This window comes from Devosia sp. (assembly GCF_017307495.1).
Lineage (GTDB): Bacteria > Pseudomonadota > Alphaproteobacteria > Rhizobiales > Devosiaceae > Devosia_A.
Window position 1 is genome coordinate 451214 of sequence record NZ_JAFKHE010000012.1, and the last position, 19726, is coordinate 470939.

The 19726-nt window shown below is 67.0% G+C and carries 17 protein-coding genes and 2 tRNA genes; 7 read left to right on the forward strand and 12 right to left on the reverse strand.

What is annotated here, in order from left to right:
• Window positions 1-68 precede the first annotated feature (68 nt).
• From J0I99_RS02805 to J0I99_RS02815, 3 genes are all read right to left on the reverse strand, one after another.
• Entirely contained in the window at window positions 69-1445 is a 1377-nt protein-coding gene (locus J0I99_RS02805) for a TolC family outer membrane protein (RefSeq protein ID WP_291395645.1), read from the reverse strand.
• A gap of 154 nt (window positions 1446-1599) precedes the next feature.
• Window positions 1600-2253 carry a protein-L-isoaspartate O-methyltransferase gene (locus tag J0I99_RS02810; RefSeq protein WP_291395647.1) on the reverse strand — a complete coding sequence of 218 codons (654 nt, stop codon included), beginning with the start codon at window positions 2251-2253 and terminating at the stop codon, window positions 1600-1602.
• A gap of 273 nt (window positions 2254-2526) precedes the next feature.
• Window positions 2527-2600 (reverse strand) — tRNA-Cys (locus J0I99_RS02815).
• A gap of 157 nt (window positions 2601-2757) precedes the next feature.
• Here J0I99_RS02815 and J0I99_RS02820 point away from each other — a divergent pair.
• Entirely contained in the window at window positions 2758-3510 is a 753-nt protein-coding gene (locus J0I99_RS02820) for a glycerophosphodiester phosphodiesterase family protein (protein WP_291395649.1), read from the forward strand.
• A gap of 11 nt (window positions 3511-3521) precedes the next feature.
• Here J0I99_RS02820 and J0I99_RS02825 read toward each other — a convergent pair whose 3' ends face one another.
• On the reverse strand, window positions 3522-3965 hold the full coding sequence (locus tag J0I99_RS02825; RefSeq protein ID WP_291391209.1) for a Crp/Fnr family transcriptional regulator: 444 nt from the start codon (window positions 3963-3965) through the stop codon (window positions 3522-3524).
• A 69-nt stretch (window positions 3966-4034) separates the two neighbouring features.
• Between J0I99_RS02825 and J0I99_RS02830 the strand changes: the two genes are divergently transcribed.
• From J0I99_RS02830 to J0I99_RS02840, 3 genes are all read left to right on the forward strand, one after another.
• Entirely contained in the window at window positions 4035-4676 is a 642-nt protein-coding gene (locus tag J0I99_RS02830; RefSeq protein WP_291395651.1) for an NTP transferase domain-containing protein, read from the forward strand.
• Between the two features lie 67 nt (window positions 4677-4743).
• Window positions 4744-4819 (forward strand) — tRNA-Asn (locus J0I99_RS02835).
• Window positions 4820-5079: 260 nt separating this feature from the next.
• Complete coding sequence (locus tag J0I99_RS02840) at window positions 5080-5397, forward strand: hypothetical protein (RefSeq protein WP_291395653.1); 318 nt, start codon at window positions 5080-5082, stop codon at window positions 5395-5397.
• Here the strand turns inward: J0I99_RS02840 and J0I99_RS02845 are convergent, their stop codons facing one another.
• From J0I99_RS02845 to cysD, 3 genes are all read right to left on the reverse strand, one after another.
• A complete protein-coding gene (locus tag J0I99_RS02845) occupies window positions 5398-6930 on the reverse strand; it encodes a peptidoglycan-binding protein (protein ID WP_291395655.1) in 1533 nt (510 codons plus the stop codon).
• A gap of 454 nt (window positions 6931-7384) precedes the next feature.
• Window positions 7385-9301 carry a sulfate adenylyltransferase subunit CysN gene (gene cysN, locus J0I99_RS02850; protein WP_291395657.1) on the reverse strand — a complete coding sequence of 639 codons (1917 nt, stop codon included), beginning with the start codon at window positions 9299-9301 and terminating at the stop codon, window positions 7385-7387.
• Window positions 9302-9468: 167 nt separating this feature from the next.
• Window positions 9469-10386, reverse strand: a complete 918-nt coding sequence (cysD, locus tag J0I99_RS02855; protein ID WP_291390938.1) for a sulfate adenylyltransferase subunit CysD — start codon at window positions 10384-10386, stop codon at window positions 9469-9471.
• Window positions 10387-10585: 199 nt separating this feature from the next.
• Here cysD and J0I99_RS02860 point away from each other — a divergent pair, with 199 nt between their 5' ends.
• From J0I99_RS02860 to J0I99_RS02870, 3 genes are all read left to right on the forward strand, one after another.
• Entirely contained in the window at window positions 10586-11968 is a 1383-nt protein-coding gene (locus J0I99_RS02860) for a deoxyribodipyrimidine photo-lyase (RefSeq protein WP_291395659.1), read from the forward strand.
• A 276-nt stretch (window positions 11969-12244) separates the two neighbouring features.
• On the forward strand, window positions 12245-13297 hold the full coding sequence (locus J0I99_RS02865; RefSeq protein ID WP_291395661.1) for a cysteine synthase A: 1053 nt from the start codon (window positions 12245-12247) through the stop codon (window positions 13295-13297).
• The gene (locus J0I99_RS02870) at window positions 13294-14004 is read left to right on the forward strand and encodes an alanyl-tRNA editing protein (protein ID WP_291395663.1); all 711 of its coding nucleotides are present in this window, start codon (window positions 13294-13296) and stop codon (window positions 14002-14004) included. Before J0I99_RS02865 ends, J0I99_RS02870 begins: the two co-directional genes overlap by 4 nt.
• Here J0I99_RS02870 and J0I99_RS02875 read toward each other — a convergent pair whose 3' ends face one another.
• From J0I99_RS02875 to J0I99_RS02895, 5 genes are all read right to left on the reverse strand, one after another.
• A complete protein-coding gene (locus J0I99_RS02875) occupies window positions 14005-15066 on the reverse strand; it encodes an amino acid ABC transporter substrate-binding protein (RefSeq protein ID WP_291390944.1) in 1062 nt (353 codons plus the stop codon). It abuts the gene before it with no gap.
• 257 nt (window positions 15067-15323) lie between these two features.
• A complete protein-coding gene (locus J0I99_RS02880; RefSeq protein WP_291395665.1) occupies window positions 15324-16124 on the reverse strand; it encodes an amino acid ABC transporter ATP-binding protein in 801 nt (266 codons plus the stop codon).
• Window positions 16125-16127: 3 nt separating this feature from the next.
• Window positions 16128-17252 carry an amino acid ABC transporter permease gene (locus tag J0I99_RS02885; protein ID WP_291395667.1) on the reverse strand — a complete coding sequence of 375 codons (1125 nt, stop codon included), beginning with the start codon at window positions 17250-17252 and terminating at the stop codon, window positions 16128-16130.
• A 9-nt stretch (window positions 17253-17261) separates the two neighbouring features.
• On the reverse strand, window positions 17262-18452 hold the full coding sequence (locus tag J0I99_RS02890; protein ID WP_291395669.1) for an amino acid ABC transporter permease: 1191 nt from the start codon (window positions 18450-18452) through the stop codon (window positions 17262-17264).
• A 114-nt stretch (window positions 18453-18566) separates the two neighbouring features.
• On the reverse strand, window positions 18567-19598 hold the full coding sequence (locus J0I99_RS02895) for an amino acid ABC transporter substrate-binding protein (RefSeq protein ID WP_291395671.1): 1032 nt from the start codon (window positions 19596-19598) through the stop codon (window positions 18567-18569).
• Window positions 19599-19726 lie beyond the last annotated feature (128 nt).

Sequence of the window (19726 nt, forward strand, 5' to 3'; positions counted from 1 at the left end):
ATCGCGGCTCGGAGAGGCTAGCGCCGGAGGGGAGGCGGACCAATATGCGGCCGCTTGTCGCCCACCGCTTATTCGTCGAGGGCGCGCAGCTCCGCCCACACATCCTCGACCTTGGCGATGTAGCCGTCGGCCGAATGCACCGCGACGCTGAGGCCGAGCACGTCGGGCGACAGCTTGCCGGACGCGGCGAGAAGCGAGAAGGCCGCGATCATCCGGGTGGCGCGCGAGGTGATGAGGGCTTCCTGCGCGCTGGTCAGTTCCGCCTGGGCGTTGAGCACGTCGAGCGTGGTCTTCTGGCCGACGTCGCGCTCCTGGATGGTGCCGTCGACCACGAGCTGGGCCGAATTGACGGCGGCCTGTGCCGATTCGATCTGCGAGGTGGCGTTCTGCAGTGTGGACCAGGCCGAGATCACCGATTCCTTGATTTGGTCGCGCGCCGACAGGGCGTCGACCTCGGACTGAACCTGCAGGATATTGGCCTTGCGCAGGCTCGCGCTCAGGGCGCCGCCCGAATAGATCGGGATGCTCAGCTTCACCTGGGCCGAGCCCGACAGGCTGTTGCGGTCGCCTTCGTTCGGCCCCCCGTAGGTCCTCGACAGCGAGGCATCAAGAGAACTGATCAGGCTCAGCGTCGGGCCAAACGAGGCGCTGGCGGCGTCGGCGCCGGCCTGCGCGACGCGGATGGCGGCACGGGCCGAGAGCAGCGCCGGGTGCTGGTCCTCGGCCGAAGCGATGGCGCTGTCTATCGAGGTCGGCAGCGACTTGCCGAAGTTGAAGTCCGACGAGAGGCTCTTGGGCTTGTGCCCCACATAGCGCTCGAAGCTGGCCTGGCTGCTCTGCAGCGAGGCGATGGCGGCGCGGTAGCTCGAAACCGCGGCAGCCTGGCGCGCCTTGGCCTGCGACACGTCGATCTTGGTGCCTTCGCCGAGGCGCAGGCGATCCTCGGCCGAGCTGACCTGGGCGTCGAAGAACTTCATGTTGTCGGCCCGCAGCTGCACCAGCTGGGTGTCGCGAATCACGGCGTAGTAGGCCTGCACGACGGCGAGCAGGATGTTCTGCTCGGTGTTGCGCAGGGCGTACTTCGACACTTCGGTGGCGGCGCGTGCCTGCTCGATCTCGGCGTCGGTCTTGTAGTTGTCGAACAGCGTCTGGCTGAAGCCCAGCGAGGCGCTAGAACTGAGCGTCGTGGAAAAATCGCCGCCCTGAGGGGCGTCCCACTTGCCGCCCACGGTGCCGGTGAACCCGACGCTCGGAAGCTTGCCGGACTTGGCCGCCGCGATGTTCTCGGCGGCGGCGCGCACGCCGAGCAGCGCCGACATGATGGCTGGATTGTTCTGGTAGGCGCTCTCGAGGGCCGAGCGGAGCGATTCCGCATGGGCCGTCGACGACAGCAAGCCAATAGCAACGGCAAGGGCGCCCGCCCGCAATGCCCCCAGATAACGCATAGTCAAAAAACCTCCGACGCCGGCCGACCCTATGCCGGCCAAATGGGCCGCACAACCTCGCAACGCAAGAGTCGCAGAGTTTTAACCCCTCAAAACCCTGGCGCCGTGATTCGAGGGCAACACTCGGCGCGGCCGGGTCAGTAGCAGGGTCCGGCTAGAACACGAATGCTTCCGCTTTCGGCGCCAGCGCCAGCCGCGGCAGTGTCGTGTTGAACTCGGCCCGGCCGGCGACCTCCTCGCCCGCCCTGACGAAGACGTGCGCCACCGCCGCGCCGCCATTGCCGATCAGCGCCACCAGCCGCCCCCCGTCGGCGAGCAGCCGAAACAGGCCGGTCGGCTCGCTGTCGAGCGTGCCCTCGACGATCACGACGTCGAACGCCCCCGCCGGCAAGGCGACCCCATCGAGGGGCCCGGCCACGACGGTCGCATTGACCACTCCCGCTGCCGCGAGGTTGGCGCGCGCCGTGTCGGCAAGCGTCGGGACGGACTCGAGCGCCGTCACGCTGGCGCCCAGCCGGGCCAGCACGGCCGCCGAGTAGCCGGTGCCGGTGCCGATATCGAGGACGGTGTCGGTGTGTTGGATCTCGGCGAGCTGCAGCAACCGGGCGAAGGGCGCGGGGGGCGCCAGGTAGCGGCCGTCGCCGAGCGCGTGCGCGACGTCGGCATAGGCCAGCGCTGCCTGGTCGACCGGCAGGAAGGCTTCGCGCGCGACCTCGCCCATGACGGCCAGGATGCGATGATCCATGACGTTGCTGGCACGCAGTTGGTTATCGACCATCCGGGTGCGGGCAGTGACGAAGTCGGCCATCTCGGGATCCTCTGCTGGGGGGGACGTGCGGCTGGCATAGCGCCCGGCCGCGCCGGCATCAAGCAGGCGGCATGCGGCGGATGTGTCAGACGGCCGGTCCGGCCGTCGGCTGCGGCTCGCGTGCGATGGGAGGCTATCGCTCGGCAACAGTCCGAGCCCACCATGCACCCTTGCCGGCGGGCAGCGGGCCGGGCAAACGCGAACTCATCAAAAAAGGGCAGGACACCGAAGCGCCCTGCCCTTCCAGGCACTTGCACGTGCCGGTCAATCTGTTGGAGGCCACATCCGGAATCGAACCGGAATACACGGATTTGCAATCCGCTGCGTAACCACTCCGCCATGTGGCCTCACCGGGGCGGGTTCATATTGGAGCCGGGCCGATTGCGCAAGGTTGGCGCCGCTTTTTCCGGGGATCGTGACGGGGGCCGGTGCGGCACGTCATCATCGCGTTACGCAGCGACCCTATCGAGCCCGTTCGAGCACTTTGCCTCACGGGGACCTATCATGACGGACATCATCGGCCATCGCGGCGGCCGCAACCTGTGGCCCGAGAACTCGATGCTGGGCTTTCGGCGCGCGCTGGAGCTGGCGATCGACGCGGTCGAGTTCGACCTGCACCTGACCGATGCCGGCGAGATCCTGGTGATCCACGACGCGACGCTCGACCGAACGGTGGAGGCCAGCGGCGAGGTCCGCGCCCTGCCCGCGGGCGCGCACGCGTCGCTGCGGCTGCGCGGCTCGGACGAGGGGATCCCGACGCTGGACGAGGTGCTTTCGCTCATGGCCGCCAGTCGCCGGGTCGAACTGCACGTCGAACTGAAGGCCGATGCCACCGGCACCCCCTACCCCGGCCTCGCAGCAAGGGCCGCTAATGCCGTCGCGAGCTACGGCCTCGGCGATCGCTGCCTGCTGACCAGCTTCAATCTCGATGTGCTGGAGGAGTGCCGCGCCGTCGCCCCCGGCGTGCGGCGGTTGGTCTCGATCAACGAAAAGTCGGCCGAGCGGCTCGGCCTGCTGGCGACGCTGCAGCGCGCCAACGCGCTGGTCTCGGTCGTCGCCGTGCACAAGGACCTGCTGGCCGCGCAGTGGGCCGAGATCACCGCCACGATCCCGCCCGACCGCATCTGCGCCTGGACCGTCAACGAGGCGGCGGAAATCGCCGCCTGGCTCGATCGCGGCGTCGGCTACATCACCAGCGACGATCCGGTACTGGCGCTCGCCACCCGGTCGGCGCGGGCCGGAGGGGCTGCCGCCTGAGCGCGGCGCCGCTACGACGCGCGCTGGCCCAGCAGGGTCGAGCGCAGCCGGCCCAGCAGCCCCTGCTCCACGCCCCTCTCATCGGGATCGTGGCTGAGGCCGGCCAACAGCGCCGACGTCGAGTCCAGCCGCTGGCACAGGAGTGTCGCGAGCCGGAGGGTGATGAGCGGATGGCGCTCCAGCACCACCAGGGCGTCGCGGACCACCCGCACGCGGGCCTTGCCCTCGGCGCGCACCGTGGCGCTGTGCGGCTTGCCCAGCAGCAGCGACATTTCGCCGATCAGCGCGTCGAACTGGTCGATGGTGGCGATCCGCACCCCATCGCGCTCGACGGCGAGCACGCCCGAATCGAGGACGTAGAGATTGCCATCGCTCTCGCCCTGGTTGATCAGAACCTCGCCCCGGTCGAGCTCGATGGTGGGCGCGGAATAAGTCAGTAGCAGCAGGCTCGTCATGGGTTGACCCCCAAGGTATCCCGCGGCGACCTTAGCTGGTCGGCTCCGACTGCATAAGGTGGATATTGCATGGCACGAACAATCCGCGTCGCCGGTCTCATCCTCGCCGGCGGGCGAGGCGAGCGCCTGGGCGGGACGATCAAGTCCGAGCTCGTGGTTGGCGGCCTGCGCCTGCTCGAGCGCGTCGCGTTGCCGCTCGCGGACTGTTCCCCGCTGCTGGTGGCGCACGGCCGGCTCGACCCGGCGCAGCTTCGCCTGCCCGCGCATTTCCGCCCGGTTCCGGACCTGCCGGGCGACTATGCCGGTCCCCTGGCCGGCCTCGCCGCGGCGGTTGCCCACCTGGCGCTGCTGGCCGAGCCGCCGGAGCTGCTGGTCTGCGCCGCCGTCGACGCGCCGTTCCTCCCCACGGGCTACGTGGACTGGCTCATCGCGGGGCTCGGGCCCCATGATGCGGCGATCGCCGGCTATAGCGGGCAGCCCTACCCCACCAACTCGATCTGGCGACTGGCGCGCATCGCCCAGCTGCCGGCTGAGGTGCTGGCAGGCACCGCGCCGCGCAGCCTCAAGTCACTGGCGGCGCGGCTCGACAGCGTGCTGCAGGACTGGCCCCGGACTGCCGCCGGCGACCCCTTCGCCAACATCAACACCCCGGAAGAGCTCGCGGAAATGCAGCGCCGCGCCGGCACTTCCGGCGGAGTTCGGGAAGATTGAAATTCGGGCTTGGCAAAGGAATCCAAACCCGCTACACGGGCGCTGCCTTGAGCAAGGCGCTCCGTGTTCCGCGATAGCTCAGTTGGTAGAGCAAGCGGCTGTTAACCGCTGGGTCGTAGGTTCGAGTCCTACTCGCGGAGCCATTTCCCCCCGAAGAATTGCCGCCTGGTCGACGCCCGCTTCGGGCTGCCGTCGACCGATGGTCATGGCCCCCCGCAAGCGCTGTGCCCCTGCCCGCCGAAGGCGCCGGCGCGGGCGCAAGTCCGGCAATCGACCGCATCGACGTACTGCACGGCACGGCTTGCGGCCTCGCAATCTTAGTGATTTGTTAACTGCACCCTGGTCTGCGGCGGATCAACAGAACCGGGCAGCTTGGGGTTGTCCCGTAGTATCGGAGCTGATCATGCGTAATCGCGACGTCCTGCGCCTCGTCGGAGCTGCCTCGCTGGCAGCAGTCAGCCTGTTTTCCTTCACCGCTTCCGCAAATGCCTGGGCCGGGCTTTCTGAAAAGCAGCAGGCCCACATTGACGAATTCATCCACTGCAAGATCCTGCTGCTGACCGACATCAGGCAGTTCGAGGCCGAGCAGCCCCCGTGCGGCGGTACGCCCTATGTCGATCTCAAGTCGCTCGCGCCGACGGGATCGGGCGTTCCCCACAAGCGGTGCGAATACCCCTCCGGGCTGGTCGCCCTCCAGAGCGAGTGCCCGAGCCCCGAGTAGTCAGCTGCCGCCGGTCACGTAGCAGCCGCCGCCATCAGCCTTGATGGCGGCGCAAATGGCGTTTGCGCGCTCCACCGACGGGGTCGCGACGCGCACCTGGTAGGTGCTGCCGGCCGGCAGAACCTCCGGCCTGGCGTCGCCGAACAGCGTGCTCCAGCGCCCCTCCGCATAGGCGCGCGAGCGCTCCGCCTCGGTCGCCGACGACAGGCTGGAGAGCTGGACATAGGCGCCGCCCGCTCCCGCCTTCGCGGTCCCTTCGGGAGCAGCGACCGCGAGCGCGACCTCGATCGGGTCGCCGCTGAGGATCCCGAGTTCGGCCAGCTCGGCCTGGCTGAACACGTACATGTCGTCGGGCGGCGTGCGCAGCATGTGCGAGATCACCTGCTGGCGCACCCCGAACTGCTGCAACGCGTCGAGCACGTCGCCCAGCGTCGTCTGCGCCAGCACCAGGTCGGCGACCTCGGCCGAAATCTGGTGCACGCCCAACTCCCCGTCCGCCTGCCGGTCGGTGCCGGCCAGGAAGATGTAGGCGCAGGCCGAATAGCAGCCCATGTCCCGCGGCACATAGGTCGCCATGCCGCGCTTGCGCACCTCGAACGCGATCTTCAGCGCCGAGTCGACCGATCCGCCCGGGCTGTTCAGCGCGACGATGCGGGCCTCCGGGCGCGCCGCGATGGCCTTGTCGAAATCGGCCGCCGTGCTCTCGGTGATGTCGGCATTGAGCAGGATGACGTCCGGCCGCGCGTCGGGAAGGCTGAAGGCACTCCGCGGCGGCGCCCCGGCCGTGCCGTTGGCCTTGGTCAGTTCGGGCGGCGGCTCGGCGAGGTTGCCGAGCGGGGTGAAGTGCGAGGCGACATAGACCGAGGCGATCTGCCCCTGCGTGGCGTAGGTCCTGCCCCAGGCCAGCGAGTAGCCGACCGCCTCGCCGCCGGCATTCACGAACATGGTGTAGAACGAGTAGTCGCCGATCCGGCCGGAGACGACGAAGCGACCGGCCCCGAAGCTGCGATAGGTCACCACCCGTTCCGGGTCGGGGCTGGTCATTGCCTCGAACAGTTGCTCGAACGACTGGTCGGCCAGCGAGGCATGCATGGTCTCGAGCGAAATCTCGCCGTCCTCGCTCACATACGAGGTGCCCGCCTCGGTCGCGCTGCGCACCGTCAACAGGCGTCCGGGAATGGTCAGCGCCACCCGCGCTTCGCCGTCGCTCACCGGCTCCATGCCCAGGTCGGCCCCCACCTTGCCGGCGAGGTCGCGCAGCTTGCGGCGCTCGAAGTCGGTCAGGACGCCCGTGCCGGCCCGGCCCTGGCTCTTCTGGAATGCGGCGATGGCGTCGAACGTGCCGCGCCCAAACTGGCCGTCGACCAGATACTGGTAGTGGCCGGTCAGGATCAGGTCCGTCTGGGTGGAGGCGCGCTCGTCCTCGCCCAGCCGGTCGAACCAGGCGCGCGAATCGTCGAACGAGGCGTAGGCCAGCCCCGCCGACGCCCACAGCAACAGGAGCCAGACGGTTACGCGTAACGCATTGCGCATGAGAAGCTAGCCAATCAACCTGACCGGCATTGTCGCATCGAATCGAGCCGGGCGCCAGCTTCGGCAACCCCGTCCACAGCTTGGTTGGCGCTCAAATTGGCCACCGCCTCCCTCCCCCTTGAGGGGAGGGATCGAGGGAGGGGGTGGCGCGGTGATCACCGACGGACCCCCACCCCCAACCCCTCCCCTCAGGGGGGAGGGGAGCAGGGACGCCAGATCCCACACCGATCGCCTCCCTCCCCCTTGAGGGAGGGATCGAGGGAGGGGGTAGTGCGGCGATCACCGAACGCCCCCCAACCCCAACCGCAACGGGAAGGGAACAGGAATGCCAGATCGCACACCGATCGCCTCCCTCCCCCTTGAGGGGAGGGAATGAGGGAGGGGGTTGTTCGGTGCGTCACCGCACGACCCCCACCCCCAACCCCTCCCCTCAGGGGGAGGGGAGTAGGGGACGCTAGATCGTGTAGCCCGTACCCCACTCGAAGATGCGCGCATAGAGTTCGTCCGCCATCCGCAGCGGGTCCTGCACGGCGCCATGCAGCACCACGTCCGGTGCCTCCGGCGCCTCGTAGGGGCTGGAGATGCCGGTGAAGTTGCTGATCTCGCCGCGCCGCGCCTTGGCGTAGAGGCCCTTGGGATCGCGCGCCTCGCAGACCTCGAGCGGGGTGTTGACGTAGACTTCGCTGAACTTCACGTCGCCGGCGATCTCGCGGGCGAGCCGCCGTTCGTTGCGGAAGGGCGAGATGAAGCTCACGATCACGATCAGCCCGGCATCGGCCATCAACCGTGCCACTTCGGCGACGCGGCGGATGTTCTCGACACGCGCCTCGTCGGTGAAGCCCAGGTCCTTGTTGAGGCCGTGGCGCACGTTGTCGCCGTCGAGGATGTAGGCGTGCTTGCCCTCGGCGGTCAGCCGCTTCTCGATCAGGTTGGCCACCGTCGACTTGCCCGAGCCCGACAGGCCGGTGAACCACACGATCTGTGGCGTCTGGCCCTTCAGCTCGGCCCGCACCTTCCGGTTCACGTCGAAGCTCTGGTAGCTCAGGTTCTGCGCCCGGCGCAGGCCGTACTCGATCACGCCGGCGCCCAGCGTGGCGTTGGAGATGCGATCGATGAGGATGAAGCTGCCGGTCAGCGGGTTGTCGGCGTAGCTGTCGAAGGCGATCGGCTTGTCGGTGGCAATGGTGACCGTGCCGACTTCGTTCAGCTCCAGCGTCTTGGCAGCGCTGTGCTCGAGCGTATTGACGTTGGTCCTGAACTTCAGGTCCGTGATCGAGGCGGGCACCAGCTGCGCGCCGAGCTTGAGCAGGTAGGAGCGGCCGGGGATGGCCTGCTCGTCGTTCATCCACACCAGCCGGGCCTGGAACTGGTTCGAGTAGTCCGGGGTCTCCCCGGGGTGCACCAGCACGTCGCCGCGCGAGATGTCGACCTCGCGGTCGAGCACCAGCGTCACCGCCTCGCCGGCGATGGCGCGCGGCTGGTCGCCGTCCATGGTGAGGATGCGGGTGATGCGGGCGGGCTTGCGCGAAGCGGCGATCAGGATGTCGTCGCCGACCGCCACCACGCCCGACGCGACGGTGCCGGAAAAGCCGCGGAAGTCGAGATCGGGACGATTGACCCACTGCACCGGGAAGCGCAGCGGCTTCTCGACGCGGTCGGACGCCACTTCGATCGTTTCGAGATAGGGCACGAGTTGCGGGCCGCGATACCACGGCATGTTGGCGCTAGGGGCGAGCATGTTGTCCCCCCTGAGCGCCGAGACCGGGATCGCCACAAGAGTCTCGAAGCCCAGGTCGGCGGCAAAAGCGCGATACTCGGCCTCGATGGCATCGAACACCCCGGCGTCGTAGCCGACGAGGTCGATCTTGTTCACCGCGAGGACGACATGCTTCACCCCGATCAGGCTGAGGATGAAGCTGTGCCGCCGGGTCTGGGTCAGCACGCCCTTGCGCGCATCGACCAGCACGATGGCGAGATCGGCATTGGAGGCGCCGGTCGCCATGTTGCGGGTGTACTGCTCGTGGCCGGGCGTATCGGCGACGATGAACTTGCGCTTGTCGGTCGAAAAGAAGCGGTAGGCGACGTCGATGGTGATGCCCTGCTCGCGCTCGGCGGTCAGGCCATCGACCAGCAGCGAGAAGTCGATGCCTTCCTCGCCCGTGGTGCGGTTGCGGCTCTCCTTGCGCAGCGAGGCGAGCTGGTCGTCGAGGATCAGCTGGCTGTCGTAGAGCAGGCGCCCGATCAGGGTGGACTTGCCATCGTCGACCGAGCCGCAGGTCAGGAAGCGCAGCAGGCCCTTGTCGGTCTGCTCGGCCAGCCACAGGTCAAGGGCGGTTTCGGCGGAGAGAGCGGTTGCGAGAACGTTGCTCATTCAGAAAGTCCCTTCCACACCCACGGTGTCCTTCCCGTGAACGCGGGAACCCAGTGCGGAACTAGGGCCAAACCCGGAAGGTACGGCACCATCCCAGTGGGTCCCCGCCTTCGCGGGGATGACGGCGGTGGAGGTGACCGGATCAAAGAGGAACAGAGACGGCAACATCAGAAGTACCCTTCCTGCTTTTTCCTCTCCATCGAGCCGACGCTGTCACTGTCGATGAGGCGGCCTTCACGCTCCGAAGTGCGCGAGGCCTGCATTTCCATGATGATCGAGGGCAGGTCGGCCGCGTCGGAACGGATGCCGCCCGAAAGCGGGTAGCAACCCAGCGTGCGGAAGCGGATCATCTCCTCGCGCGCCGTTTCTCCCGGGTTGAAGCGGAAGCGATCGTCGTCGACCATGATCAGGGTGCCGGAGCGTTCGACCACTGGGCGGCGGCGCGCGAAGTAAAGATCGGGGATCTCGATGCCCTCGGCGTAGATGTAGGTCCACACATCGAGTTCGGTCCAGTTCGAGATCGGGAACACGCGCATGCTCTCGCCCGGCGCCAGCCGCGTATTGAAGATGCGCCAGAGTTCCGGGCGCTGGTTCTTGGGGTCCCAGGCGTGCTGGGCGTTGCGGTGCGAGAAGATGCGCTCTTTGGCGCGGGACTTCTCCTCGTCGCGACGCGCGCCGCCAATGGCGGCATCGTACTGGCCGGCGTTCAGTGCCTGGCGTAGCGCCTGCGTCTTCATGATGTCGGTATGCACGGCCGAGCCGTGATCGAACGGGTTGATCCCCGCAGCAAGGCCATCCGGATTGGTGTGGACGATCAGATCGAGGTCGTGCTCGCGCGCCATGCGATCGCGGAACTCGATCATCTCGCGGAACTTCCACTTGGTGTCGATGTGAAGGATCGGGAACGGGATGCGGCTCGGGAAGAAGGCCTTGCGCGCCAGGTGCAGCAGCACCGAGGAGTCCTTGCCGATCGAATACATCATCACCGGTCGCTCGAACGAGGCGGCGACCTCGCGGAAGATTTCGATGCTCTCGGATTCGAGGGACTTCAGGTGGCTGAGGCCGCGAGGGCCGTTGACAGTCATTTGCGCTGGCGGTCCGGTGTTGCAACGGGCTGTGAAATACGCGCTCCCGGATGCCCCGGCAAGCGCAACAGGTCGACAGGAAAGCCAAACTAATCGAGCCGTTTGCGCGTTGCTGTCGTTGTTAAGGTGGGGCTTGTCGCTCGGACGTTCGGGCAGAAACGCAGACGCTGGCAGCTCAAAGCAAAGGAAAATCTATTTCATGGCCGAGACCGCCCTTGTCTGGTTCCGCAACGACCTGCGCGTCGCCGACAATCCGGCCTTGTTCGAGGCCTTGAGTCACGGCCGCACGACCATCGCGCTGCATGTCGAGGAGACCGGCGAAATGGTGCGCCGGCGCGGCGCGGCCTCACGCTGGTGGCTGCACCACAGCCTCGCCTCCCTTGCCGGCGACCTCTCGACGCTCGGCGTTGCGCTCGAGACCGTTCGTGGACCGGCAGAGGAATGCGTGGCCGCCGCAGTCCGGCGGCACGGGGCAACGGCGGTCTACTGGAACCGCCGCTACGGTCCCTCCGAGCGGGTTACCGACCAGGCGATCAAGACCGCGCTGCGAGCGGCCGGGACGACGGTGCAGAGCTTTGCCGCCAACGTGCTTGTCGAGCCGTTCGAGATGGAGACGGGGGCAGGAAAGCCCTATTCCGTCTATACGCCGTTCTGGAAGACGCTCAGGCAACGCGACATTCCCACCCCGCTCGGGCGGCCCGATGGGCTGGCGCCGATCGCTGCGCCCGGGGTCGACGCCGACTACCGGGAGCCCGAGTGGGGCAGGAAGATCGGCAGGCACTGGCAGATCGGCGAGCCCGCCGCTCGGAGCAGGCTCGACCGCTTCCTCGAGGACCTCGTGGCGGACTACCCGAACGAGCGGGACATTCCGGCCCGGGAAGCGACGTCGCGGCTTTCTCCGCACCTGGCCTTCGGCGAGATCAGCCCGCGGCAGGTCTGGCATGCTGCGATGGCCATCGCGCATCACGCACCCGGCAAGGCCGCCTCCATCGACAAGTTCCTGTCCGAACTCGCCTGGCGCGACTTCAACTACAACCAACTCTATCACCGCGAGGACATCGCCCGGGTGCCGATGGTGGCAAAGTACGCGCACCTCGAATGGCGCGGCGACGAGGCGGCGCTAGAGGCCTGGACCCGCGGCCGGACCGGCATCCCGATCGTCGATGCCGGGATGCGCGAGCTGTGGGAGACCGGCACCATGCACAATCGCGTCCGCATGCTCACCGCTTCGCTGCTCGCCAAGAACTTGCTGATCGACTGGCGTCGCGGCGAAGAGTGGTTCTGGGACACGCTGGTCGACGCCGACCCGGCCAACAACCCGGGCAACTGGCAGTGGGTGGCGGGCAGCGGCCTCGACGCCTCGCCGTACTTCCGCATCTTCAATCCGGTGACACAGGGCGAGCGCTTCGATCCGCACGGCGACTATGTCCGCCGCTGGGTGCCGGAGGTGGCGAGGCTCCCCGACCACCTGGTGCACCAGCCCTGGCAGGCGCCTGAGGCGCGCAGACTCGGCTATCCCGCGCCGATCGTCGATCTCAAGGCGTCGCGCGAGCGCGCGCTGGAGGCCTTCAAGGCGCTGTAGGCGCGTCGCCAAGATCTCCCCACCCACCGTCATCCCCGGGCGAAGACCCGAGGACCCAGCGATGCCGCGACACCCATGGGTCCGCCGGTCAAGCCCGCGGATGACGACCGGGAGCATGGAGGCGTACCCGCTTTTCGCCGACGCCCGACTTCGCGCCAAATCCTGCCACCGCCTGCACCATTCCCCGAAAAGCCATGCCAATTCATCCCCTTGGCGCTTGGCAGCGGCGATGCTGCCGCCTAGTTTCGTGCCAATCTCACCGGACTGATCATCTCCATGACCAACCATCGCGACGTCATCTCGGCCATCGGCAACACGCCGCTTATCCGGCTCAACCGTGTGTCCGACGCGACCGGGTGCGAGATCTGGGGCAAGGCGGAGTTCCTCAATCCGGGCCAGTCCGTGAAGGATCGGGCGGCGCTGTTCATCGTCCGCGACGCGGAACGGCGCGGGTTGCTGCGGCCCGGCGGCACCATCGTCGAGGGCACGGCCGGCAATACCGGCATCGGCCTGTCGATGGTCGCCAACGCCCTCGGCTACAAGTCGGTGATCGTCATTCCCGAGACGCAGAGCCAGGAAAAGAAGGACGCGCTGACCCTGCTCGGCGCCGAACTCATCCAGGTCCCGGCCAAACCGTACAAGAACCCGAACAACTACGTGAAGCTGAGCGGCCGCCTCGCCGAGAAGCTGGCACGCGAACTCCCCGGCGGCGCGATCTGGGCCAACCAGTTCGACAACGTCGCCAACCGTCAGGCCCACATAGAGACCACCGGTCCGGAGATCTGGGAGCAGACCGGGGGCAAGCTCGACGGCTTCATCTGCGCCGTCGGCTCGGGCGGCACGCTGGGCGGCATCTCCATGGCGCTCAAGGCGAAGAATCCAGATATCCAGATCGGCCTCGCCGATCCCGAGGGCGCGGCGCTCTACAGCTACTACACGACCGGCGAGCTCAAGAGTTCGGGCAACTCGATCACCGAGGGCATCGGCCAGGGCCGCATCACGGCCAACCTCAAGGATGTGGTGGTCGACCGCGCCTACCAGATTCCCGACCGCGAGGCCCTGCCCTACGTCTTCGACCTGCTCGAGCACGAAGGGCTGTGCCTGGGCGGCTCGTCCGGCATCAACATCGCCGGCGCAGTGCGGCTGGCGCGCGACCTGGGACCGGGCAAGACCATCGTCACCGTGCTCTGCGACTACGGCAACCGCTACCAGAGCAAGCTGTTCAACCCCGAGTTCCTGCGTTCGAAGAACCTGCCGGTGCCGCACTGGCTCGAGCCGCACGCGCCGATCGACTGGCAGTCGGTGCTGGAGCCGGAGCTCGTGGCATGACCGAGTTCGTCTTCCGCGACGACAGCTACATCCGCTCGCTGCCGACCCTGGTGACGGCCGTCACGCCCGAAGTCGGCATCGTGCTCGACCGGACGATCTTCTACGCCACCTCCGGCGGGCAGCCCGGCGATACCGGGCGGCTGGAACGCGCCGACGGCTCGTTCATCGACATTGCAGGAACCGTTCATCCGGATGGCGACAAGGCGGCGATCCTGCATATGCCGGCACAGGGTGCGCCACAATTGCGCGCCGGCGACGAGGTCATCGCCCATGTCGACTGGGAACGCCGCTACCGGCTGATGCGCATGCACACGGCGCTCCACCTCGTCACCGTCGTCCTGCCCTACCCGATCACCGGCGCTTCGGTTGGCGAAGACAAGGGCCGGGTCGACTTCAACCTGCCCGACGTCCCCGATGCCGCGGAAATCGAAAGCAAACTCAATGGCTTGGTAAGTGCCGCCCATCCGGTCGGCGCCGAATGGATCAGCGATGCCGAGCTCGAGGCCAATCCGGGCCTGATCAAGTCGATGAACGTCAAGCCGCCCGTCGGGCAGGGCCGCGTCCGGCTCATCCGCATCGGCGACGTCGACCTGCAGCCCTGCGGCGGCACGCATGTCCGCAACACCAGCGAGCTCGGCCCCCTGAAGCTGGGCAAGATCGAGAAAAAGGGCGCGATCAACCGCCGCGTGACGGTGCTGTTCGGCTGATCATTCGATCGGCGGGGCCCACAGCAGGCCGCCATTGCTCCATAGCGCGTTCTGCCCGCGCACCACGGCGGCGCCGGTCGAGGGGCCGAAGTTCCGCTCGAAGATCTCGCCGTAGTTGCCCACCGCCTTGATCACGTTGGAAATGAACAGGTGGTCGAGCCCGATCGCCGGACCGAACGCCCCCTCGAGCCCGAGCAGGCGGCGGATGCGGTGCGTCTTGGTGGCGGCCAGCGACTTGATGTTGGCCGACGTCACGCCGGCTTCCTCGGCGTCGATCAACGCGAACAGCGTCCACTGCACGATATGGAACCACTGGTCGTCGCCGGCGCGGATCACCGGGCCGAACATGTCCTTGGAAATGCGCTCGGGCAGGATGCGATGGGCCGCCGGTTCGGGCAGGCCGCGGCGCACGGCATTGAGGAAGCTCGCCGACGCCGAGACGGCATTGCACAGCCCCTGCTGGTAGGCGACCACGAGGTCCTCGCGGTCCTCGTACAGCACCTCGTCGTAGGTCGCCTGGGTGCCGAAGAAGAACTCGCGCAGGTTGGCGAGCTGCTCGGCCTCGTCGAGGATGCAGACCGTCACGTCGTCGAGCTCGTAGGCCGAGACCGCGCCCAGCGACTGCGGCACCATGATAGCCTGGCCGTCGTAGAACGACGTGGCCACGTACGAGGCGCCGTAGCCGGTGTCGCGCCGCATGGTCCAGGGCGCGTTGCGGGCGATGAGGTCGATGCTGCCGGTCTGGAGCTGCGCGAAGCGGCTGTCGCCCGAGAGCGGGACGAACTCCATCTTGTCGGCGTCGTTGAAGATGGCGACGGCCACGGCGCGGCAGAAGTCCACGTCGAAGCCGGTCCAGCGGCCGTCGGCGCCGGGCTGGGCGAAGCCGGGCAGCGGGTCGGCGGTGGCGCAGATGAGATGGCCGCGGTCGCGGATGGCCTGCAGCGTCGGCCCGGACGGGGCCAGCTTGTTGGCGTCCTGCGCGACGGTCGGCCCCGCCGCGACAAGCATCGCCAGCAACGCGACGATGCGGACGAGGTTCTGCCCAACGGCCGAAAAAGCCATGGTCAAATCATTGCTCCAGCTCGCCCTCGGCGCGAACTATCCCGATCCCCGCATCCGGGTCAAGGCGCGAGCGGCGCCCGTGCCGGGCGGCGAGACGTGGCTCTTTCAGTCGACGTCCGGTGTGCATTTGGCTCCCCTGCCCTCGCGATCGATACGGGGCACGACAGCGTGGCTTGCTCAACGAACGCGCGAAACTGAACCGGTCATTGAAAGCAGATGAACGAGGAAACGCGCCAGATCCGGGCCAACTCTCCGGTTCAATGCAGGATCTGGCTCAGGAACAGCCGGGTGCGCTCGTGCTGGGGGTTGGAGAAGAACGACTCCGGGTCGTTCTGCTCGATGATCTGCCCCTGGTCCATGAACACCACGCGGTTGGCGACCTGGCGCGCAAAGCCCATCTCGTGCGTCACGCACAGCATGGTCATGCCCTCCTCGGCGAGGTTGATCATCACCTCCAGCACCTCCTTGACCATCTCGGGATCGAGCGCCGAAGTGGGCTCGTCGAACAGCATGATCTTCGGACTCATGCACAGCGAGCGGGCGATGGCGACGCGCTGCTGCTGACCGCCCGAGAGCTGGCCGGGATACTTCTTCGCCTGCTCCGGAATGCGCACGCGCTCGAGATACATCATGGCGGTCTCCTCGGCCTGGGCCTTGGGGATGCCGCGCACCCAGATCGGGGCCAGCGTCAGGTTCTGCAGGATGGTCAGGTGCGGGAACAGGTTGAAGTGCTGGAACACCATGCCGACCTCGCGCCGCACCTCGTCGACGCGCTTCAGATCGTTGGTCAGCTCAGTGCCGTTGACGATGATCTGGCCCTTCTGGTGGTCCTCGAGACGGTTGATGCAGCGAATGAGCGTCGACTTGCCCGAGCCCGAGGGGCCGGCGATGACGATGCGCTCGCCCTTCATCACCTTGAGGTTGATGTCGCGCAGCACGTGGAAGTCGGCGAACCACTTGTTCATGCCGATGATCTCGACCGCGACCTCGGTCTCGCTGACTTCCATCCTGGGGCGATCGGCCGGTCGATCCGCGGCCACGGGGGATATGTCTGACATGGCTTACCTCTTGTGGCCGGTGTCGAGCCGGCGCTCCCAGAACCGGGCGTAGCGGGACATGGAGAAGCAGAAGATCCAGAACACAGCGGCGGCGAAGATATAGCCGGTCACGGCCTGGGTCGGTGCGGCCCATTCGATGGCGTCGTTCTTGGTCTTAACCGCCTCGAGCAGGTCCTTCATGCCCACGATGTAGACAAGCGAGGTGTCCTTGAACAGCGAGATGAAGGTGCCGACGATGCCGGGAATGACGTGCTTGAGCGCCTGCGGCAGGACCACCAGCCCCATGCGGCGCCAGTAGCCGAGCCCCAGCGCCTGCGCCGCCTCGTACTGGCCGCGCCCGATGGCCTGCATGCCGCCGCGCACCACCTCGGCCATGTAGGCGGAGGCGAACAGCGTCACGCCGACCAGGGCGCGCAGCAGCTTGTCGACGGTGGTGCCCTGAGGCATGAACAGCGGCAGCATGATCGACGCCATGAACAGCACCGTGATCAGCGGCACGGCGCGCACCAGCTCGATGAAGCATACGCTCAGCGACTTGATCACCGGCAGCTTCGACTGGCGTCCGAGCGCCAGCAGGATGCCGATCGGCAAGGCGCAGCTGATGCCGACCACCGAGATGATCAGCGTCACCAGCAGCCCGCCCCATTGCTCGGTCGGCACGTAGCGCAGGCCGAACATGCCGCCGGCGAGCAGGACCACCGATGCGATCGGGAACACGACGAAGAACAGGACGGCATTGATGACCTTGAGCGGCGCGTGCGGGATCAGTAGCGGAGCGCCGAGCAGCGCCAGCAGCGCGAACACCAGGTTCGGCCGCCAGTATTCGGCCATCGGATAGAAGCCGTAGATGAAGAACTCGATCTCGCTGGCGACGTAGGCCCAGCAGGCACCGACATTCTCGACGCGGCACTGCTCGACCGTGCCGCCCGGCGGGACGGCGCGACCGATAAGGAAGCCATAGAGCCCGGGGATGATCCATAGCAGGAAGACCACGGCGAGGATGGTCAGTACCGTGTCGGTGGCGTTGGCGAACAGGTTCCGGCGCAGCCAGGCAGCGACACCGGCATTGCTGCGCGGCGCCGGCTGCGCGGCGGTCATCTCGGAGCGGACGAAGGCAATGTCGGTCATCGTTCGCTCCTAGCGCTCCACCAGCGCGACACGGGAATTGTACCAGTTCATCAGCGCCGAGGTGCCCAGCGAGAGGATCAAGTAGACCAGCATGGTGAGCGCGATCACCTCGATCGCCCGGCCCGTCTGGTTCAGCGTCGTGCCGGTGAAGACGTTGACCAGTTCCGGGTATCCGATGGCGGCCCCGAGCGAGGAGTTCTTGGTCAGGTTGAGGTACTGGCTGGTCAGCGGCGGGACGATGACGCGCATGGCCTGCGGGATGATCACCAGCCGCAGCCGGTCATTGTCCTTGAGGCCGAGCGCCTCGGCCGCCTCGGTCTGGCCGTGGCTGACCGACTGGATGCCGCCGCGCACCGTCTCGGCGATGAACGAGGCGGTATAGATGCTGAGTCCGAAGACCAGGGCCACCAGTTCCGGCGGCAGTTCCAGGCCGCCCTTGAAGTTGAAGCGGTTCAGCACCGGCACGTCGAAGGTCACGGCAGCGCCGCTCAACAGCCAGGTTGCGGCGATCACGGCGACGGAGATGCCGAGCCCGGTGAGGAAGACGGGGAAGCGCTGGCCGGTCCGTTCGAGGCGCAGCCGGGCCCAGCGTGCGATACCGAACCAGGCGACGGCTGCGACGAGCAGGGCCAGCCCGACGAGACCGAACTGGTTGTCGAAGATCGGCCGCGGGACGAAGAGGCCACGCTGGTTGACGAAGGAGTCGAACGGCAGGGCGATGGAGTCGCGCACCGCCGGCATGGTCTTGAGGACGGCGAAGTACCAGAAGAACAGCTGCAGCAGCAGCGGGATGTTGCGGATCGTCTCGACATAGACCGTGGCGAGGCGCGAGATCAGGTAGTTCGAACTCAGGCGCGCGATGCCGATGGTGAAGCCGAGGATCGTGGCGAAGACGATGCCGATGACGGCGACCAGGATGGTGTTGGTCAGGCCAACGAGAAACGCCTCCCAGTAGTAGGAGGTGCGATCGAACGGGAACAGCGAGAAGCTGATGTTGAAGCCGGCGGTCTTCCACAGGAAGTCAAAGCCGGATGTCTTGTTCTGCGCCTTGAGGTTGATCGCCGTGTTGTTGACGATCCACACCAGGAACAGCGCGACCAGGACGCCGACAAGGACCTGGTACACAACGCCGCGGATGACCGGGTCGTTGAGCGAGAAGCGCCGCCGCGGCGGGGGTTGCGCCGTATCGAGGACTACCATTCCGTGCATCTCCCCTGCCCAGGAGAAGGACGTTGACGTGGTGGACCTGCCAGGCCTGTCCCCCACAAGCGGACAGCCCGGCGCCTGGGGAGGCGCCGGGCTGTTTTGGTACCCTTAGCGGATCGGCGGCGAGTACTGGATGCCGCCGTCTTTCCAGAGCGCGTTCAGGCCGCGCGCCAGCCCGATCGGAGTGTTCGGGCCGACATGGCGATCGTAGATTTCGCCGTAGTTCCCGAGCGCCTTGATGATCTGGTAGGCCCAGTCCTTGGTCAGGCCGAGCGGGCTGCCGAAATCGCCCTCGACGCCAAGCAGGCGCTTGATGGCCGGATTGTCGGAGGCGAGCATGTCGTCGACGTTGGCCTGGGTCACGCCGAGTTCCTCGGCTTCGAGGAGGGCGAAGTAGGTCCAGCGGGCGATGTTGAACCAGCCGTCGTCGCCCTGGCGCACCACGGGGCCGAGCGGCTCCTTGGAAATGATCTCGGGCAGGATGATGTGGTCATCGGGATTGGCGAACTTGCTGCGCTCGGCGGCAAGAGCCGAAGAGTCCGTCGTGTAGACGTCGCAGCGACCGTCTTCGTAGGCCTTCACCACCTCGTCCTGGTCGACGAACACGACCGTCTTGAATTCCATGTTGTTGGCGGCGAAGTAGTCGGCGGCGTTGAGTTCCGTGGTGGTGCCGGACTCGATGCAGACGGCCGCGCCGCTCAGATCGAGGGCCGACTTGATGTTGTCGGCCTTGCGGACCATGAAGCCCTGGCCGTCGTAGAACATCGTGCCGATGAACTTGATGCCGAGCTGGGTGTCGCGGCTCATCGTCCAGGTGGTGGTGCGCGACAGCACGTCGATCTCACCGGCCGACAGGGCGGTGAAGCGCTCCTGCGAGGTCAGCGGCGTATAGCGTACCGCATCGGCGTTGTTGAAGATCGCGGCAGCGAGGGCACGGCAGTAGTCGACTTCGAGGCCAGTCCACTTGTTGTCGGCATCAGGCGCCGAGAAGCCCGGAACGCCTCCCGTGACGCCGCATTGGACGTAGCCCTTCGCCTTCACGGCGTCGAGCGTTGGCGACGCCGCCGTCTGCGCGAAGGCGGCAGATGCAGAGAAACCGAGGCCGGCCGCCAGCACGACGGAAATAAGCAATCTTATCATTCGATTATAGCCCTTTTCCTGACCCTGTTATCCGGGTGGCGTAGCCCCAAGCCCACCACTCCGAGGCATCGGCGCCTTGGACGGCGGGAGTGATGCTGGTAAGCATCGAAACGACAATTGACGGTTGC

Bases quoted from the DNA above. Each gene is read 5' to 3' on its own strand.
- J0I99_RS02805 (WP_291395645.1), bottom strand. From the start codon at position 1,445: ATGCGTTATCTGGGGGCATTGCGGGCGGGCGCCCTTGCCGTTGCTATT.
- J0I99_RS02810 (WP_291395647.1), bottom strand. From the start codon at position 2,253: ATGGCCGACTTCGTCACTGCCCGCACCCGGATGGTCGATAACCAACTG.
- J0I99_RS02820 (WP_291395649.1), top strand. From the start codon at position 2,758: ATGACGGACATCATCGGCCATCGCGGCGGCCGCAACCTGTGGCCCGAG.
- J0I99_RS02825 (WP_291391209.1), bottom strand. From the start codon at position 3,965: ATGACGAGCCTGCTGCTACTGACTTATTCCGCGCCCACCATCGAGCTC.
- J0I99_RS02830 (WP_291395651.1), top strand. From the start codon at position 4,035: ATGGCACGAACAATCCGCGTCGCCGGTCTCATCCTCGCCGGCGGGCGA.
- J0I99_RS02840 (WP_291395653.1), top strand. From the start codon at position 5,080: ATGCGTAATCGCGACGTCCTGCGCCTCGTCGGAGCTGCCTCGCTGGCA.
- J0I99_RS02845 (WP_291395655.1), bottom strand. From the start codon at position 6,930: ATGCGCAATGCGTTACGCGTAACCGTCTGGCTCCTGTTGCTGTGGGCG.
- cysN (WP_291395657.1), bottom strand. From the start codon at position 9,301: ATGAGCAACGTTCTCGCAACCGCTCTCTCCGCCGAAACCGCCCTTGAC.
- cysD (WP_291390938.1), bottom strand. From the start codon at position 10,386: ATGACTGTCAACGGCCCTCGCGGCCTCAGCCACCTGAAGTCCCTCGAA.
- J0I99_RS02860 (WP_291395659.1), top strand. From the start codon at position 10,586: ATGGCCGAGACCGCCCTTGTCTGGTTCCGCAACGACCTGCGCGTCGCC.
- J0I99_RS02865 (WP_291395661.1), top strand. From the start codon at position 12,245: ATGACCAACCATCGCGACGTCATCTCGGCCATCGGCAACACGCCGCTT.
- J0I99_RS02870 (WP_291395663.1), top strand. From the start codon at position 13,294: ATGACCGAGTTCGTCTTCCGCGACGACAGCTACATCCGCTCGCTGCCG.
- J0I99_RS02875 (WP_291390944.1), bottom strand. From the start codon at position 15,066: ATGGCTTTTTCGGCCGTTGGGCAGAACCTCGTCCGCATCGTCGCGTTG.
- J0I99_RS02880 (WP_291395665.1), bottom strand. From the start codon at position 16,124: ATGTCAGACATATCCCCCGTGGCCGCGGATCGACCGGCCGATCGCCCC.
- J0I99_RS02885 (WP_291395667.1), bottom strand. From the start codon at position 17,252: ATGACCGACATTGCCTTCGTCCGCTCCGAGATGACCGCCGCGCAGCCG.
- J0I99_RS02890 (WP_291395669.1), bottom strand. From the start codon at position 18,452: ATGGTAGTCCTCGATACGGCGCAACCCCCGCCGCGGCGGCGCTTCTCG.
- J0I99_RS02895 (WP_291395671.1), bottom strand. From the start codon at position 19,598: ATGATAAGATTGCTTATTTCCGTCGTGCTGGCGGCCGGCCTCGGTTTC.